Source organism: Ornithinimicrobium humiphilum, assembly GCF_006716885.1.
Lineage (GTDB): Bacteria > Actinomycetota > Actinomycetes > Actinomycetales > Dermatophilaceae > Ornithinicoccus > Ornithinicoccus humiphilus.
Genome location: NZ_VFPU01000001.1, coordinates 1,354,845 through 1,371,007 on the forward strand (window position 1 = coordinate 1,354,845; position 16,163 = coordinate 1,371,007).

Below are 16,163 nucleotides of genomic sequence, written 5' to 3' on the forward strand. Positions count from 1 at the left end.
CGCCGAAAACCGGCTTGCGCCGGACTCGTAGAGTGGAACGCGTGCCCGAAGCCCCCTCGCCGTCGTCCCGGCCTGCCCGGAGACAGGGCCGGGGACGCGGGCGACCCCGCGGCAAGGGTGGGGACGACCAGCGGCGACGCGAGGGTCAGGACGGCACCCGCCCCCGCCGCGACGGGCGCGACGAGGCCCGTGCCCGTCGCCACGCCGAGACCGTGGTCGCCCGCCGGGCCGCCCTCCCGGCGCCGGGCTCGATCAGCTATCCGCCCGAGCTGCCGGTCAGCGACCGCCGCGACGACATCCGGGACGCGATCCGCGACCACCAGGTCGTGATCGTCGCCGGCGAGACCGGCTCCGGCAAGACCACCCAGCTGCCCAAGATCTGCCTCGAGCTCGGCCGTGGCGTCGAAGGCATGATCGGCCACACCCAGCCCCGCCGGATCGCCGCCCGCTCGGTGGCCGAGCGCATCAGCGAGGAGCTGGGCGCCGAGCTCGGCACGCTCGTCGGCTACCAGGTGCGCTTCACCGACCGCTCCCGCGAGGACACGCTCGTCAAGGTCATGACCGACGGCATCCTGCTCTCGGAGCTGCAGCGCGACCGGATGCTGCGCCGCTACGACACGCTGATCATCGACGAGGCCCACGAGCGCAGCCTCAACATCGACTTCATCCTCGGCTACCTGCGCCAGCTGCTGCCGAAGCGGCCCGACCTCAAGGTGATCATCACCTCGGCGACGATCGACGTGGAGCGCTTCGCCGCGCACTTCTCCGACGCCGACGGCACCCCGGCACCGATCGTCGAGGTCTCCGGCCGCACCTATCCGGTCGAGATCCGCTACCGCCCGCTCGTCCGTGAGGTCGCCCCCAAGCGCGGCGGCGCCGACGCCCAGATGGTGCAGGTCGAGATCGACCAGGTCACCGGTGTCGTCGAGGCCGTCGAGGAGCTGTGGACCGAGTCGACCGGGCGCGACGGCTTGGGTGAGGACGTCCTCGTCTTCTGCTCGGGCGAGCGCGAGATCCGCGACGTCGTCGACGCCCTCGAGGGCCTGGACCTGCCCTCCACCGAGGTGCTCCCGCTCTACGGCCGTCTCTCCGCCGCCGAGCAGCACCGCGTCTTCTCCTCGCACCCGGGGAGGCGCATCGTCGTCTCCACCAACGTCGCGGAGACCTCGCTGACCATCCCGGGCATCAGGTACGTCGTCGACACCGGCACCGCGCGCATCAGCCGCTACAGCCAGCGCCTCAAGGTCCAGCGCCTGCCGATCGAGCCGATCAGCCAGGCCTCGGCCAACCAGCGCGCCGGCCGCGCGGGGCGTCTCGCTGACGGCATCGCGATCCGGCTCTACAGCCAGGAGGACTTCGAGTCCCGGCCGGAGTTCACCGACCCCGAGATCCTGCGGACCAACCTGGCCAGCGTCATCCTCCAGATGACCAACCTGGGCCTGGGCGAGATCGAGCGTTTCCCCTTCCTCGAGCCGCCGGACTCCCGCCACGTCGCCGACGGCGTCCGCCTGCTCACCGAGCTGCAGGCCATCGACCCGACGGCCCCGGCGCACCTGCCGCGCAAGCGCATCACGCCCTACGGCCGGGCCATCGTCGCGCTGCCCGTCGACCCTCGCCTGGCGCGGATGCTCGTGCAGGCCGAGAAGGAGGGCGCCCTCAAGGAGGTCCTCGTCGTCGTCTCCGCGCTGTCCATCCAGGACGTGCGCGAGCGACCCGTCGAGGGGCGCGAGCGCGCCGACCAGCTGCACGCCCGCTTCCGCCGCGTCGGGGGAGTGCCGCGCGGCGGCGACGTCCAGGAGCGCACGGGTGGCGAGCCGGTGCGCGTCCAGGGCGCCGGCGGCCAGGGCCCCCGCAAGGACGGTGGGGCCAAGGACACCGTCGACAGCGACTTCCTCGTGCTGCTCAACCTGTGGCGCTACCTGCAGCGCCAGCAGAAGGAGCTCTCCGGCAGCGCCTTCCGCCGCCTCTGCAAGGCCGAGCACCTGCACTACCTGCGCGTGCGCGAGTGGCAGGACCTCCACACCCAGCTGCGCCAGGCGGCCAAGAGCCTCGGCCTGGAGACCAACGAGCACCCGGCCCCGCCGGACTCGATCCACCGGTCGCTGCTCTCCGGCCTGCTTTCCCACGTCGGGCTCTACGAGCGGGAGCGCCGGGAGTACCTCGGCGCCCGCGGCGCGCGCTTCGTGCTGCAGCCCGGCTCGGTGCTGCACCGCAAGAACCCCGAGTGGGTGATGACCGCCGAGCTCGTCGAGACGACCCGCCTCTGGGCCCGCACCAACGCGGTCATCGACCCCTCCTGGGCGGAGGAGCTCGGCCAGCACCTCGTCAAGCGCTCCTACAGCGAGCCCCGCTGGTCGCGCTCGCGGGCCAGCGCCGTCGCGGACGAGCGGGTGACGCTCTACGGCATACCGCTCGTGGCGGACCGCACCGTCCCCCTCGGGCGGGTCGATCCCGAGACCGCGCGCGAGCTCTTCATCCGCACCGCGCTCGTCGAGGGCGACTGGGACACCCGCCACGAGTTCTTCCACGCCAACCGGCGGCTGGTGCGCGAGCTCGGCCAGCTCGAGGCCCGCGCCCGGCGCCGCGACATCCTCGTCGACGACGACACGCTCGTGCGCTTCTACGACGAGCGGATCCCGGCCGACGTCGTCTCGGGCGCGCACTTCGACGCGTGGTGGAAGACCGCCCGCCGCACCGACCCGACGCTGCTGACCTTCACCGAGGAGCTGCTGGTCAGCGACTCGGCCGAGGCGGTCAGCCAGGACGACTTCCCCACGAGCTGGACCCAGGGCGAGCTGACGTTCGCCCTGACCTACCAGTTCGAGCCGGGCGCCGACGCCGACGGCGTGACGGTCCACATCCCCGTCGAGGTGCTCAACCAGGTCTCCGAGGACGGCTTCGACTGGCTCGTCCCGGGCATGCACGAGGAGCTCGTCACCGCCCTGGTCAAGGCGCTGCCCAAGGACCTGCGCCGCAACTTCGTGCCCGCGCCCGACCACGCCCGCGCGGCCCTGCGGGGTATGCAGGAGGCCGGCACCGTGGGTGCGATGCCGGTCCGCGACGCGCTGGCCGAGGAGCTGACCCGCCGCGGCCTGGTGCGCGTGCACGCTTCCGACTTCGAGATGGAGCGGGTGCCGGACCACCTGCGGATGACCTTCCGCGTCGAGCGCGCGGTGCGCCCCGGCAAGGGAGGCAACCGGGGCCGGGCGCGTGGGCGCGTCGAGGTGCTCGGGGAGGGCAAGGACCTCGCCGAGCTGCAGCGGCAGCTCGCCGGCCAGGTGCGCACGACGATGGCGGCCGCGGCCTCCGAGGTGGAGCGCACCGGCCTGAAGACCTGGCCGCCCGACCTCGACCCGCTACCGGAGACCTTCTCCCGGCAGGTCGGGCCGCGCGTCGTGCAGGGCTTCCCGGCGCTGGTCGACACCGGTGACGCCGTCGACGTGCGCGTGCTCGCGACCCGTTCGGAGGCCGACCGGGAGACCCGCCGCGGCATCCGCCGGCTGATCCTGCTGAGCACCAGCCCGCCCTGGAAGCGGCTGCTCGCGCTGCTGACCAACCAGCAGAAGCTCTCGCTCGGCCACAACCCCCACGGCTCCGTGCCGGCGCTCCTCGAGGACGCGCTCGCCGCCGCCGTCGACTCGGTCGTCGCCGAGATGCCGGGCGCGACGGTGCGCACCCCCGCGCAGTTCGAGCAGGCGCTCGTCGCGGTCCGCCAGCAGACCGTCCCGCGCGTGCTGGAGATCGTCGAGGCGCTGGTGCCGATCCTCGACACCGCCCGCGACGTCTCGCTGCGGCTGCAGCGCCTGACGACCCCGGCCGCCGCCGACATGGCCCTCGACCTGCGCCGCCAGCTCGACCGGCTCGTCCACCCCGGCTTCGTCGCCGAGGTCGGCTACGAGCGGCTGCCGCGCATGGTCGTCTGGCTGCGCGGCATGGCCGAGCGGCTCGACAAGGGCGTGCAGGACCTGCCGCGCGACCGCCGTCGCATGGAGGAGGTGCAGGTCGTCGAGGAGGAGCTGGAGACCTTCCTCGCCACGCTGCCGCCCCACCGCCGCACCGACCCCGACGTGATGGACGTCGTCTGGTCGGTCCAGGAGCTGCGCGTCTCGGTCTTCGCCCAGCGTCTCGGCACCGCCGGTCCGGTCTCGGCCAAGCGGATCTACGCGGCGATGGACGCCGCCGAGGACGCGACCGGCTCCTGAGGCTCAGCCCCGGCTCAGGTCCACGACCTCGGCGTCGGCCGGGACGACGGCGGTGATCCCGAGCTCGCGCCGGATCCGCGCGGCCAGCGCCGCCGACGACCCCGGCTCGCCGTGGTTGACGAGCACCCGCCGCGGCGCCGGGTCGAGGGCGGCGAGCCAGGCGAGGAGGTCGGAGGAGTCGGCGTGCACCGAGAACTCCTCGACCTGCACCACCTCGGCGCGGACCGGGACGTAGTCGCCGTGCATCTTGATCTCCTGCGCGCCGTCCGCGAGCGACCGGCCGCGCGTGCCGACGGCCTGGTAGCCGGTGAGCACGACGGTGTTGCGACGGTCGGGGAGCAGGTGCTTGAGGTGGTGCACCACCCGGCCACCCGTGGCCATGCCGGAGGCGCTGATGATGACGCACGGCATGCGCGGGTTGTTGAGCGCCATCGAGTCCTCGACGGTGCGGGCCTCGTAGAGGTGCGGCAGGTCGACCAGGTCGCCCTGGAGGTCCGGCCGCAGCTCGCCGCGGGAGGCGGCCCTGCGGTAGACGCGGAGCGCCGCCAGCGCCATCGGGCTGTCGACGTGGACCGGCAGGTCGGGGATGCGACCGGCCCTGCGCAGCTCGCCCAGCGCCCGCAGCACCACCTCGGTGCGGTCGACGGCGAAGGCCGGGACGAGCACCGTGCCACCGCGGGCGACGGTGCGGCGGATCGCCTCGGCCAGCTGCTCGTGGGCGGCGCCCTCGGGGTCGGGGTGCTCCCGGTCGCCGTAGGTCGACTCGACCACCACGTCGGGCGCGCCCGGCGGGATCTCGCGCGGCCGCAGCACCGGGTGGTCGGCCCGCCCCAGGTCGCCGGAGAAGAGCACCGACCCGCCGGGCCAGCCCAGGGTGACGCTCGCCGAGCCGAGGATGTGGCCGGCGCGCGTCATCCGGACCCGCACCCCACCGCCGGTGTCGACGTCCTCGTCGTAGTCGACGGTGCGCAGCAGCGGCAGCGTCCGCTCCACGTCCGCGACGGTGTAGAGGGGCAGCGGCGGGTCGTGCCTGGAGTAGCCCCGCCTCGCGGCGTGGGCCGCATCGTTCTCCTGCAGGTAGGCGGAGTCCCGCAGCACGATCTCGGCGAGGGTCGCGGTGTCGGCCGTGCACCAGACCGGGCCGGCGAAGCCCTGCCGCACCAGCGCGGGCAGGTAGCCGCAGTGGTCGAGGTGGGCGTGGGTGAGCACGATCCCGTCGAGCGTGGAGGGCGACACCGGGAAGGGCTCCCAGTTGCGCACCCGGAGGTGCTTCTCGCCCTGGAACATGCCGGCGTCGACGAGCATGCGGCGGCCGTCCACCGTCAGGAGCGTCTTGGACCCGGTCACCGTCGACGCGGCCCCGAGGAAGGTCAGCGTCCGCACGTCTCTCCGGGTGTCCCGACCGGTCATGGCGTCCTCCTTGTCGTCAGCCCCGACTCTGCAGCCAGGTCAGGACCGCCTGCACCCGCCGGTGCTGGTCGGTCTCGGCCAGGCCGAGCTTGGCGAAGATCCGCTGGCTGTGCTTCTCCACGGCGCCCTCGGTCACGACGAGCTCGCGGGCGATGCCGGCGTTGGTGAAGCCCTGCGCCATGAGCCCGAGCACGTCCTGCTCGCGCGGCGTGAGGCTCTCGACGGGATCGGAGGCCGCACGTCGCCGGCCGAAGAGCTGGGTGACGACCTCGGGGTCGAGGACGGTACCGCCGCCGGCGACCTGCTCCACCGCGCCGAGGAACTGGTCGAGCCGCGAGACCCGGTCCTTGAGGAGGTAGCCGACGCCGCCGCGGCCGTCGGCCAGCAGCTCGTCGGCGTAGGCGAGCACGACGTACTGGCTGAGCACCAGCACCCGCGCCTCGGGGTCGGCCTCGCGCACCTCGACCGCGGCGCGCATGCCCTCGTCGGTGTGCCCGGGCGGCATCCGCACGTCGGTGATGCCCAGGTCGGGACGCTCCTGCGCCATCGCCCGCACGAACGACGGTCCGTCGCCGACGGCCGCGACCACCTCGTGCCCCGCGTCGCCGAGCAGCAGGCTCAGCCCCTCGCGCAGCAGGATCGAGTCGTCGGCGACGACCACGCGCAACGTCATACCCTCATCGTGCCGTGCCCGAGGGCACGGCCGCGACGAGGGTGGTCGGACCGCCCTCGGGGGAGGAGAGCCACAGGGTGCCCTGCACCCCGGCCAGCCGTCGCTCGAGGCCCGCGAGCCCGTGGCCCTTGGCGATCGAGGCGCCGCCGACGCCGTCGTCGGTGACCACGGCCTCGGCCCAGCCGGGCCGGCGCTGCAGGATCACCTCGACGGTCCGCGCACGGGCGTGCTTGGCGACGTTGGTGAGCGCCTCGCTGACGGCGTAGTAGAGCGCGGTCTCGACCTGCTCCGGCAGCCGGGTGCCGATGCGGTCGTGGATCGTCACCCGGGCCGGGTGGCTGGCGGCCAGCGACATCAGGGCGGAGTGCAGCCCGTGGTCGACGAGCTCGGGCGGGGCGATGCCGCGGCTGAGGGCGCGCAGCTCCCCCAGGGTGGAGGAGGCGGTGAGGCCGGCACCGGCGAGGATCTCGCGGGCCTTCTGCGGGTCGGTCTCCATGAGCCGCTCGGCCCGGGCGAGGTCCATCTGCAGGCGCACGAGCCCCTGCTGCGGGCCGTCGTGCAGGTCGCGCTCGAGGCGGCGCAGCGAGTCGCGCTCGGCCTGCTGCCCGGCGGTGTGCGCGCGGGCGATCGCGGCGTAGCGCTCCTCGGTGGCGCGGGTGCCGATGAGTGCGCCGGCGATGCCGCTCTGCAGCATCGACCCCAGGCGCGTGGTCGGCACGAGCAGTGCCAGGCCGACCAGCCCGGCGAGCACGTTGGCGGCGGAGTCGACGACGAAGCCCGGGCCGATGCCGAGCAGGTCGCCCAGCCCGGCGTACTCCGGGATCCGCACGATGATCCAGAACCACAACGGCGAGGTCAGACCCGCGACCGCGATCGCGCCGAAGGTCACGGTGAGCACGAAGGTGACGGTCGCGACGACGAAGCCGACGATGCCCCAGACGATCTCCAACCAGGTCTGCGGGTCGGTCACCCGGCGCCACACGTTGCCCGCCGCCGAGCCCGTCGTCGGGAAGTCCGAGGCGTAGACCGGCTGCGGCACCCGCCGGCCGAGCAGCTGGCGCTGCAGGGAGCGCTCGATGGTGGCGCTCGCCCGCAGCAGCACCCCGGCCAGCGGCACGAAGAGCGGCGCGGTGACCAGCGCGGCCGCGCCCGAGAGCCCCACCACCGCGACGACGAAGGTCCAGACCGCGACCGGGAAGCACACGATGAGGTATGCCGCCTCCCGCACCGTGCGGCGCGCGGCCGACCGCGTCCGCTCCGGCCCGTCGGTGGTCGTGGCGGGAGCGCGGTCGTGGAGGTCGTCGAGGTCGTCCGGCTCGCGACCGGGGAGCCCGGGGAGGGGAGGGGGCGTGTCCGTGCTGATCATGTCCTCCATCTCATCGCGGACGGCTGCCTGGCCCCAGCCTGCCAGTCGGCGACTTGATGTCGGGCTAGCCCGACAGCTCGGCGCGTGCCGCGCCCGCCGCCCGGGTCTCCGGTGCACCTACGCTGACCCCCATGCTCTGGGTAGGTCTGTCCGGCGGGATCGGGTCCGGCAAGTCGACGGTGTCGGCGCGGCTCGCCGAGCACGGCGCCGTCGTCGTCGACGCCGACAAGATCGCGCGGCAGGTCGTCGAGCCGGGCACCCCGGGGCTCGCCGAGATCGCCCAGCGCTTCGGCCCCTCGGTGATCGCGGAGGACGGCTCGCTCGACCGCCAGGCCCTGGGCGCCGTCGTCTTCGGCGACGAGGCCGCCCGTCGAGCCCTGGAGGCGATCACCCACCCGCGCATCCTTGAGCGGACCCAGCAGCTCGTCGCGGCCGCGCCGGACGACGCGGTGGTCGTGCACGACATACCCCTGCTCGTGGAGCTCGACCGCGCCGCCGACTACGCGCTGACCGTGATCGTCGACGTGCCCGAGGAGGAGCGGGTGCGGCGGCTCGTGGAGCTGCGGGGCATGGACGAGCAGCAGGCGCGGGCACGGATCGCGGTGCAGGCCACCGACGCGCAGCGCCGGGCGGCCGCCGACGTCCTGCTGCCCAACGCCGGCACGCTCGACCAGCTGCGCACCCGGGTCGACGCCCTGTGGTGGGACCGTCTGGTGCCCTACGAGGCCAACGTGCGCCACGGCCGGCGGGTCCGGCGCAGCGAGATCCTCGAGGTCGTCGACCCCGACCCGCGGTGGGCCGCCCAGGCGGCCCGGCTGGCGGCGCGGCTGCAGCGGGCGCTGGGGGAGTCGGCGGTGCGGGTCGACCACATCGGCTCGACCGCGGTGCCGGGCCTGCCCGCCAAGGACGTCGTCGACCTGCAGGTGGTCGTGCCCTCGCTCGAGGTGCTCGACGACCCCGCCGTCCACCGCAGACTGGCGCGCGTGGGCTTCTCCCCGCCGGCGCCCAACTGGGACCACGCCCGAGGGAAGGGGGTCGCCGACGGTCGGTGGCCCAAGCGTTTCTGGGGCGGCGGCGACCCCGGCCGGGTGGTCCACGTGCACGGGCGGGTCGCCGACGGGCCCGCCTGGCGGGTGGCGCTGCTGCTGCGCGACTGGCTGCGCGGGGACGAGGAGGCGCGGCGGGACTACCTGGCCCTCAAGGAGAAGCTCCTCTCCGCCGGGCTGTCCTCGAGCGACTACGCGCAGGCCAAGGAGCCGTGGTTCGCCCGTGCCGTGCCGCGCGCCGAGGAGTGGGCCGCCCGCACCGGCTGGACCCCCTGAGGCAGCCTCGACCGCGGAGGCGTCAGCTGCTGGCGCGACCCTGCCAGGTGCAGACGCAGACCTCGTTGCCCTCGACGTCGGCGAGCACCCACCAGGCCGGTGCGTGCTCCTCGCTCACCAGCCGGCCGCCGGCGGCGAGCGCCTCCCGCAGCCGGTCCTGCGCGACGTCGTGCGGCACGGTGATGTCGAGGTGGAAGCGGCCGCGCCCCGGTCGTGCCTCGTCCATCTGCTGGAACCACAGCGCGGAGATCCGTCCCGCCGGGTCGTAGAGGTCGCCCTCCTCGTCGACCCTCATCCCGAGCACCGCGGCCCAGAACGGCCGGACGGCGTCGGCGTCCAGGACGTCGAGGGCGACCTCCAGCGAGGACACCTCGGCCGGGACCGGGGCGACGCCGAGCTCGCGCGCGGCCAGGGAGATCCGGCGGGCGAGCTCGCGGTCGCGGTCGGTGAGGTGGCCGACGTCGTGGCTCAGGGTCGTCACCGTGACGTGCGGATAGCGCAGGTCGACGTCCGGGTGGTGGTCGAGCTCCTCCGCGATGTCGGTGATCGCGGCGACGAGACGAGACCCGGTGACGAAGTCGCCGGTGGCGTAGCGCGCCGTCAGCCGGCCCAGCAGCACCCGCCAGTCGGCGAGGTCGGGGTCGGCGCTGGCGACGGTCGGGGTGAGGCGGGCGTTCTCCATACGGATCACTGTGCCACCACCCCGACCGTCGGGGTCAGGCCTTGCGCGCCTGCTCCATCACCTCGGCGGGCGCGGGGGAGAGCCCGAGCACGTGCGGCAGCTCGCGCGGCTCCTCGCCCAGGACGTGCTCGGCGAGGAAGGCGCTGACCACCTCGTACCAGACCTTGGCGTGCTGCGGCGCGAGGATCCAGTGGTTCTCCCTGGGGAAGTAGAGGAACCGGTGGACCGTCGAGCCGTCCTCGGCGGCGGGCAGGCCGGAGCGCGAGAGCAGGTCGTACCAGAGGCGCAGGCCCTCGCCGATCGGCACGCGGTAGTCCTTGTCGCCGTGGATGACGAGCATCGGCGTGGTGATCTGCTCGACGTAGCGGTGCGGGCTGTGGACCTCGCCCATCTCGGCCGTCATCTCGCGCTGCCAGTAGAAGGCCGCGTCGGTCGTCGGGCCGAAGCCGTCCAGCGCCCACAGCGAGGCGTGCGTGACGATCGCCCGGAACCGGTCGGTGTGCCCGGCGACCCAGTTGGCCATGTAGCCGCCGAACGAGCCGCCCATCGCCGCGGTCCGGGTCTCGTCGATGTCGTCGCGCGCCACCACGGCGTCGGTGATCGCCATGAGGTCGGTGTAGGGCGCCTCGCCCCACGCGCCCCAGCCCCGCTGCACGAAGTCGCGCCCGTAGCCGGTCGACAGCGCCGGGTCGGGCATCAGCACGGCATACCCCTGGGCGGTCATCAGCCACGGGTTCCAGCGCCAGGTCCAGGCGTTCCACGAGCTGAGCGGGCCGCCGTGGATCCACAGCAGCAGCGGGTATGCCGTGCCGTCGCCTTCACCGCCGCCCTCGGGCAGCGCCAGCCAGCCCCGCACCCGGGTGCCGTCCTCGGTCGTCGTCTCGACCTCCTCGAGGCGGCCGGGGATGCTCGGTCGCTCGACCGGTCCGGGCAGCGGCGTGACCTCGCCGGTCGCGAGGTCGAGGCGCACGACCTCGGGCGGGAAGAGGTAGGAGCTGCGCACGCCGTAGGCCACCCGGCCGCCGGGGTCGACCGCGAGGTTGCTCCACGCGGCGTCGTCGTGGGTCACCTGGGTGACCTCGCCGGTGGCGACGTCGACGCGGAAGACGGGGCGGCGCCCGTTGCTGTCGGCGAGCACGAGCAGGGCGGAGCCGTCGGGGGTCCAGGCGACCGGGTCGGCCCAGAGGTCCCAGTCGTGCGCCAGCGGGGCGGTCTCGCCGGTGGTCGTGTCGATGAGCGACAGGCGCGGGTGCGGGCCCTCGGTGGGCGTGGTGATGCGGTCGACGACCACGACGGCGCGGGTGCCGTCGGGGCTGATCGGGCCGGCCTCGACCTCGTGGCCGTCCTCGTCGAGCAGGGTGCGGCGCTCGCCGCTGGGCAGGTCGATGCGCACCAGGGCGGAGCGCCGCTCGGCGCGGGCCTGGGGCACCGGGACGCTCAGCAGGGCGAAGGAGCCGTCCGGCGCGACGACGGGGTGGGGCTCGTTGAGCGGGGCGGCCAGGCCGCCGGTGAGCAGTCGCAGCTGCAGGGGAGCGGGGCGGTCGACGGTGCCCGGCAGCGGCGGCGGGGCCTCGTCCTCGCCGTCCTCGCCCGCCGTGGCCTCGGGGGCCTCCTCGACGACGAAGACGTGGGGGCGCTCGGGGCCGAGGTCGTGGTCCCAGAAACGCACCGGATAGCCGGAGTGCAGGATCGCCTCGACGCCGCCCTCGGAGCGGGCCGTGGCCAGGGCGGCGTGCTCCTCCTCGCTGCGGGCGCCGGGCAGCAGCCCGGCGGTCACGAGCACGACGTCGGCGTCGCGGGCGCAGGTCACGCCACTGATCCCGCCCGGCCGGCTGTGGACCACGCGGGCCTCGCCGCCCCGGGCCGGGACGAGCCACAGCGCCGAGCGCGGCTCGTCCTCGTCGGCGTCCGGGTCGGGGCGCGAGGAGGTGAAGTAGAGGTCGCCGCTGGCGGTGAAGGCGGCCCCCGCCTCGCCCTTCGCGCTGCGCGTCAGACGGTGCGCCTCGCGCTCCCCGGTGGGGTCGATCTCCCACAACGCGGTCGTGTAGCCGGTGCCCTTGCGGTTGAGGGTCGCCACGGTGGTGACGAGGCGACTGCCGTCCGGCGACATGGCCAGGCCGGAGAGGCGGGGGACGGCGACGTAGTGGGAGAGGTCGGCGAAGACGCTCGCGGGTGCGCTCATGGTCTATCCCTATCACCCGGAATCAAAAGACCCCTGTCCGACGTTTACCCTGCTCGACGAGAGGAGAGGAATCGACGTGACGACGCACTCGCCACTGTTCCGGCTGGAGGCCGACGCCTCCCGCCAGCCGCAGCCCGCGCCGCTGATGCTCGTGTCCCTCGAGGGGTTCATCGACGCCGGCATGGTGCGCTCCAGCCTGGCCGAGCACCTGCTCGACACCCTTGACCACGAGGTGGTGGCCCGTTTCGACGTGGACTCCCTCGTGGACTACCGCTCCCGCCGTCCGCTCATGACCTTCGACGTCGACCACTACGCCGACTACGAGGAGCCGACGCTGGTCCTCTACCGGATGCAGGACGCGGCCGGCGAGCCGTTCCTGCTGCTGCACGGCGTCGAGCCGGACTTCCGCTGGGAGGGCTTCGTCGAGGCCGTCCGCCAGCTGTGCCTGGCGTTCGGCGTCCGCCGCGTCGTGGGCGCGCACGGCATCCCGATGGCGGTGCCGCACACCCGCCCGGTCGGCATGACCCGGTTCTCCAGCGACCGCGAGCTGCTCGGCGACCACACCCCGCTCTTCGGCTCGGTCAAGGTGCCCGGCAGCGCCGAGGCGCTGCTCCACCTGCGCCTGGCCGAGGCCGGCCTGACCTCGATGGGTGTCGCGGTCCACGTGCCGCACTACCTGGCCGAGACCCAGTTCGGCGACGCGGTCGTCGCGGCCGTCGACGCGATCATGGACCTCACCGGCCTGGTGCTGCCGACCGCCGAGCTCATCGCGATGGCCGGCGTCACCCGCGCCCGCATCGAGAGCGAGCTCGACCAGAACGAAGGGGCCCGCGAGGTCGTCGAGGGCCTGGAGCGCCGCTACGACCACTTCGTCGAGGGTCAGCGCCGTCGCAGCCTGCTGGCCGCCGAGGCCTCCAAGCTGCCGACGGCCGACGAGATCGGCGCCGAGCTCGAGAAGTTCCTGCAGGACCCCGACGTGGCCGGGCCGGCCCCGCAGGAGCCCTCCGACGAGGCGGGCACCACCGAGCACTGACGCACGCGCACGTCGGACGCCCCGGCCGCCCCGCCGGGGCGCTCGTGCGTCTGCGGCCGTCGGGCAGCCCGGGCCGCGCGTCAGCCCTGAAGGCGGTGCGGCGGCACCCGCCAGGACTCCAGCCGGCGGCGACGGACGGTGGCGATCACGGCGACCACGGTCAGGACCAGCGCGAGCAGCAGCGTGACGGCCCCGGCGACGACCCCGACCTGTCCCCGCAGCAGCCACCCTGCCGTGAGCTCGGCGTGGGGGCCGACGACGAGCGCCTGCTCCGGGGTGCAGCTCACGGCATACGTGCCGGGGGGCAGGGCGCGGGGGCTGCGCGCGACCTCGTGCAGCTCCCGGTCGCCGCTCGCCAGCGACCACGGGCCGGTGGGTCGCAGCAGCGGCGTCGCGTCGGCGACGCACCAGGCGTCCTGGTAGGCCTCCGGGTCGTCCGACCACAGCGAGAAGCCGTCCTCGCCCACCTCGACCGTGCCGTCCTGGGCCAGCGGCGCCAGCTCCTCCGCCGGGGTCTGCGGGGCGGGGGAGAGGCCGAGCCAGAGCAGCACGGCACCGGCCACGGCCAGCACCAGGGCGAGCGGCACCGACAGTCGCGTCGTCGCGCCGAGAGGGGTCGGCATGGAGCGCAACTCTACTGAGGACGTGCCACCATGAGGGCCGGTATCCACACCCCAGGAGGACACAGGATGGGTCTCTTCGGCTCCAAGGACGACAGCCCGGCGCGACAGGACGACCTGCCCGCGCAGGGCGGCGGCGGGCCGCTCGACGCGGTCGCCAACATGTTCGTCAACCGGATCATGGACCTCGGCATCGACGGCGTCGGCCCGCTGGCGTCCTCCTCCGCAGTGGCCGCCGACGCGCTGCGCAAGCACCACGGCGACGTCGAGAAGGCGGTCGCCGAGGTCGTGCGTGACCACCTCAAGCTGGGCGGCGCCGGCGGCTTCGTCACCGGCCTCGGCGGTCTGTTCACCATGCCGGTGGCGCTGCCCGCCAACGTGCTCGGCTTCTACACCCTGGCGACCCGCATGGTCGCCGCGATCGCCGAGCTGCGGGGGTATGACGTGCGCAGCCCGGGCGGGCGCGCGGCGGTCCTCCTCACGCTGGTGGGTGGCGACGCCGACGACCTGCTGCGCAAGGCCGGCCTCAGCGCGGTGACGGGCATGACCGGGTCGGGCCGCCTCGCCCGCCTGGCGATGTCCCGCATGCCGCAGGCCGCCGGGATGATGGTCAACAAGGCCATCGGCTTCCGCCTGCTCACCAACGTGGGCGCCCGCGCCCTGGGCCGCGTCGTCCGGTTCGTCCCGATCGCCGGTGGCATCGTCGGCGCCGGGCTCGACGGCCTGCTCATGAAGCGCATCGCCGACCTGGCCCGCAAGGAGTTCACCCGGCAGGCGCTGGCGGAGGCCGCCGCCCAGGGCTGACGCAGCGACCGGGCCGCGGCCGCGGCCGGGCCCTCCCGGTTGTCCACAGGCGCTCCTGCACGGGGGCGCCGATCTCGGCACGGTAGGGCGGATGGAACCGATCCAGAGCCCGTCCCACCCGTCCGCCGGGGCCGCCGCGCCGACCGTCGTGCTCTCCGGCACGGCCCAGCTGCTCGCGAGCGTGCCGCACCTGCTCGGCTACCACCCGCGCCGCTCGCTCGTCGTGCTGGCGTGCGGTCCGGTCGACGCCGACGCACCGGGGGCATCCGCACCACGGGCGCCGGTGCGCTGCACGGCGCGGCAGGACCTGCCCGACGTCAAGGACGCCGCGGCGTCCGTCGGGGTGCTCGCCGAGCCGCTCGTGCGGGCCGGCCGGGAGGCGGGCGGGCCGCTGCTCGTCCACGCGTTCGTCCACGACGGCGACCCGGGGGAGGTGGAGGCGGTCGCCGCGGCGGTGCGCGCCCTGGTGCGGCGCACCGGCCATACCCTGCACGAGCTCGTGCACGTCGTCGACGGGCGCTACCGGTCGCTGCTCGCGAGCAGGACGTCCGCCGGTCCGGCACCCGACGAGTCCGGCGACGACTGGCGGCCCGTCCCCGACGCCGCCGACGTGCCCGCGGTCGCCGACCTGGTCCTCCAGGGCCGCTCCCCGCTCGGCAGCCGGGAGGAGGTGGCGGCGCGGGTGCGGCAGCGCGACGAGGCCGCCGCGACCGCGACCGGTCTCGCGCTGACGCTGCTGGAGCTGGCGCCGGAGTCCTGCGACGTCGAGGACGCCCTGACCCGCCTGGGCCGCTGGGTGGTGCACGGCGAGGACGAGCCGGCGGCCCGCGACCGGGCACGCATCGTCCGGGTGCTCGCCGACAGGACCGTCCGCGACGCGGTGCTGGCCCGGTGGCTCCCCGGGCTGTGCCGGGTCGAGGACGTCCTGCCGGCCGACGGCGCGAGCCGGCTGCGCCGCGCCGTCCCGCCCTGGCCGCGGCGCGACGCGGCCCCGCTCGACCGGCTGCTGCGGCTGGCCGGGCAGGTGCCGACGGAGGACGCCGTGCCGCTGCTGACCCTCGCCGGCGGGATGGCCTGGGACACGGGGGAGGGGACCGTCGCCAACGAGGCGATCGACCTCGCCCTGGAGACCGATCCGGCCTACCGGATGGCGCAGCTGCTGCGGGCCGCGCTCGACGCGGGCCTGCCCCCGTTGGGACGCTCCGCCGACGTGGCCTGACGCACCGGTCCCGAAGGGGTGGAGCCCCCGGGTGCGGCGGGGCACGGCGGTGTAGCCTCCCTGTCAGGACCCCCACAGGAGGAGAATCTCCCTATGTCGATCATCGTCGGCTACATCCCCACCCGTGAAGGCCGCGCCGCCCTGCGCGCCGCTCGCGCCGAGGCCCTGCTGCGTCAGGACAAGCTCGTGGTGGTCAACTCCCACCGCGGCGGTCGTGACTTCGACGCCGACGAGGCCCAGCGCTTCGAGGACGAGCTCGGCCGGGTCCAGCGCGACCTCGACGAGGCCGGCATCGAGCACGAGGTCCGCGCCCTGGTGCGCGGCAACGAGCCCGCGGAGGACCTGGTCGAGGTGGCCGAGGAGAGCAACGGCCAGCTCATCGTCATCGGCCTGCGCCGCCGCACCCCGATCGGCAAGCTGATCCTGGGCTCCAACGCCCAGCGGATCCTCCTCGAGGCCACGTGCCCGGTGCTGGCCGTCAAGGCCGGCGACGACGACTGACGAACCCTTCCCCCACAGCCCGCCACCGCCCCGAATCGGGCGGTCGGCGGGCCGGGGCATATCTGGGGAACCCTCGACGTTTTATAATGTCTAGGGTCACCTGCCGTCGCGGCAGAGCGCACCCCGCTCCCGGATCGCGCCGAGGACCC

General features: G+C 74.5%; 12 protein-coding genes. 6 read left to right on the forward strand and 6 right to left on the reverse strand.

The features are described from left to right. Window positions 1–41 precede the first annotated feature (41 nt). A complete protein-coding gene (gene hrpA / locus FB476_RS06245) occupies window positions 42–4,202 on the forward strand; it encodes an ATP-dependent RNA helicase HrpA (protein WP_141818014.1) in 4,161 nt (1,386 codons plus the stop codon). Window positions 4,203–4,205: 3 nt separating this feature from the next. Here the strand turns inward: hrpA and FB476_RS06250 are convergent, their stop codons facing one another. Genes FB476_RS06250 through FB476_RS06260 form a run of 3 tightly spaced genes read right to left on the reverse strand, consistent with a single transcriptional unit; the run spans window position 4,206 to window position 7,651 of the window. Continuing rightward, entirely contained in the window at window positions 4,206–5,612 is a 1,407-nt protein-coding gene (locus FB476_RS06250; protein WP_141818015.1) for an MBL fold metallo-hydrolase RNA specificity domain-containing protein, read from the reverse strand. Between the two features lie 16 nt (window positions 5,613–5,628). Further along, complete coding sequence (locus tag FB476_RS06255) at window positions 5,629–6,279, reverse strand: response regulator (RefSeq protein ID WP_141819942.1); 651 nt, start codon at window positions 6,277–6,279, stop codon at window positions 5,629–5,631. 10 nt (window positions 6,280–6,289) lie between these two features. Then, window positions 6,290–7,651, reverse strand: a complete 1,362-nt coding sequence (locus FB476_RS06260) for a sensor histidine kinase (protein WP_170233545.1) — start codon at window positions 7,649–7,651, stop codon at window positions 6,290–6,292. A gap of 131 nt (window positions 7,652–7,782) precedes the next feature. Here FB476_RS06260 and coaE point away from each other — a divergent pair, with 131 nt between their 5' ends. Next, window positions 7,783–8,973, forward strand: coding sequence for a dephospho-CoA kinase (gene coaE / locus FB476_RS06265; protein WP_141818017.1), 1,191 nt, complete (start codon window positions 7,783–7,785; stop codon window positions 8,971–8,973). Between the two features lie 22 nt (window positions 8,974–8,995). On the opposite strand, the gene FB476_RS06270 is transcribed toward coaE, so the two are convergent. Continuing rightward, window positions 8,996–9,655, reverse strand: a complete 660-nt coding sequence (locus tag FB476_RS06270) for a VOC family protein (protein ID WP_141818018.1) — start codon at window positions 9,653–9,655, stop codon at window positions 8,996–8,998. A 34-nt stretch (window positions 9,656–9,689) separates the two neighbouring features. Then, window positions 9,690–11,837, reverse strand: coding sequence for an alpha/beta fold hydrolase (locus FB476_RS06275; RefSeq protein WP_141818019.1), 2,148 nt, complete (start codon window positions 11,835–11,837; stop codon window positions 9,690–9,692). Window positions 11,838–11,913: 76 nt separating this feature from the next. On the opposite strand from FB476_RS06275, the gene FB476_RS06280 reads away from it, so the two are divergent. Then, window positions 11,914–12,870 carry a PAC2 family protein gene (locus FB476_RS06280; protein ID WP_141818020.1) on the forward strand — a complete coding sequence of 319 codons (957 nt, stop codon included), beginning with the start codon at window positions 11,914–11,916 and terminating at the stop codon, window positions 12,868–12,870. A gap of 80 nt (window positions 12,871–12,950) precedes the next feature. On the opposite strand, the gene FB476_RS06285 is transcribed toward FB476_RS06280, so the two are convergent. Then, a complete protein-coding gene (locus tag FB476_RS06285; protein WP_141818021.1) occupies window positions 12,951–13,493 on the reverse strand; it encodes a hypothetical protein in 543 nt (180 codons plus the stop codon). A 66-nt stretch (window positions 13,494–13,559) separates the two neighbouring features. Here FB476_RS06285 and FB476_RS06290 point away from each other — a divergent pair, with 66 nt between their 5' ends. From FB476_RS06290 to FB476_RS06300, 3 genes are all read left to right on the forward strand, one after another. Further along, window positions 13,560–14,294, forward strand: a complete 735-nt coding sequence (locus FB476_RS06290; protein WP_141818022.1) for an EcsC family protein — start codon at window positions 13,560–13,562, stop codon at window positions 14,292–14,294. A gap of 91 nt (window positions 14,295–14,385) precedes the next feature. Further along, window positions 14,386–15,513: a DUF4192 domain-containing protein gene (locus FB476_RS06295; protein ID WP_141818023.1), complete on the forward strand. Its 1,128-nt coding sequence runs from the start codon at window positions 14,386–14,388 to the stop codon at window positions 15,511–15,513. 93 nt (window positions 15,514–15,606) lie between these two features. Further along, window positions 15,607–16,014 carry a universal stress protein gene (locus FB476_RS06300; RefSeq protein WP_141818024.1) on the forward strand — a complete coding sequence of 136 codons (408 nt, stop codon included), beginning with the start codon at window positions 15,607–15,609 and terminating at the stop codon, window positions 16,012–16,014. The last annotated feature ends 149 nt before the right edge of the window (window positions 16,015–16,163 follow it).

Coding starts and splice junctions, on each gene's coding strand:
- FB476_RS06260 (WP_170233545.1), bottom strand. CDS start 7,651: ATGATCAGCACGGACACGCCCCCTCCCCTCCCCGGGCTCCCCGGTCGC.
- coaE (WP_141818017.1), top strand. CDS start 7,783: ATGCTCTGGGTAGGTCTGTCCGGCGGGATCGGGTCCGGCAAGTCGACG.
- FB476_RS06270 (WP_141818018.1), bottom strand. CDS start 9,655: ATGGAGAACGCCCGCCTCACCCCGACCGTCGCCAGCGCCGACCCCGAC.
- FB476_RS06275 (WP_141818019.1), bottom strand. CDS start 11,837: ATGAGCGCACCCGCGAGCGTCTTCGCCGACCTCTCCCACTACGTCGCC.
- FB476_RS06285 (WP_141818021.1), bottom strand. CDS start 13,493: ATGCCGACCCCTCTCGGCGCGACGACGCGACTGTCGGTGCCGCTCGCC.
- FB476_RS06250 (WP_141818015.1), bottom strand. CDS start 5,612: ATGACCGGTCGGGACACCCGGAGAGACGTGCGGACGCTGACCTTCCTC.
- FB476_RS06300 (WP_141818024.1), top strand. CDS start 15,607: ATGTCGATCATCGTCGGCTACATCCCCACCCGTGAAGGCCGCGCCGCC.
- FB476_RS06295 (WP_141818023.1), top strand. CDS start 14,386: ATGGAACCGATCCAGAGCCCGTCCCACCCGTCCGCCGGGGCCGCCGCG.
- FB476_RS06290 (WP_141818022.1), top strand. CDS start 13,560: ATGGGTCTCTTCGGCTCCAAGGACGACAGCCCGGCGCGACAGGACGAC.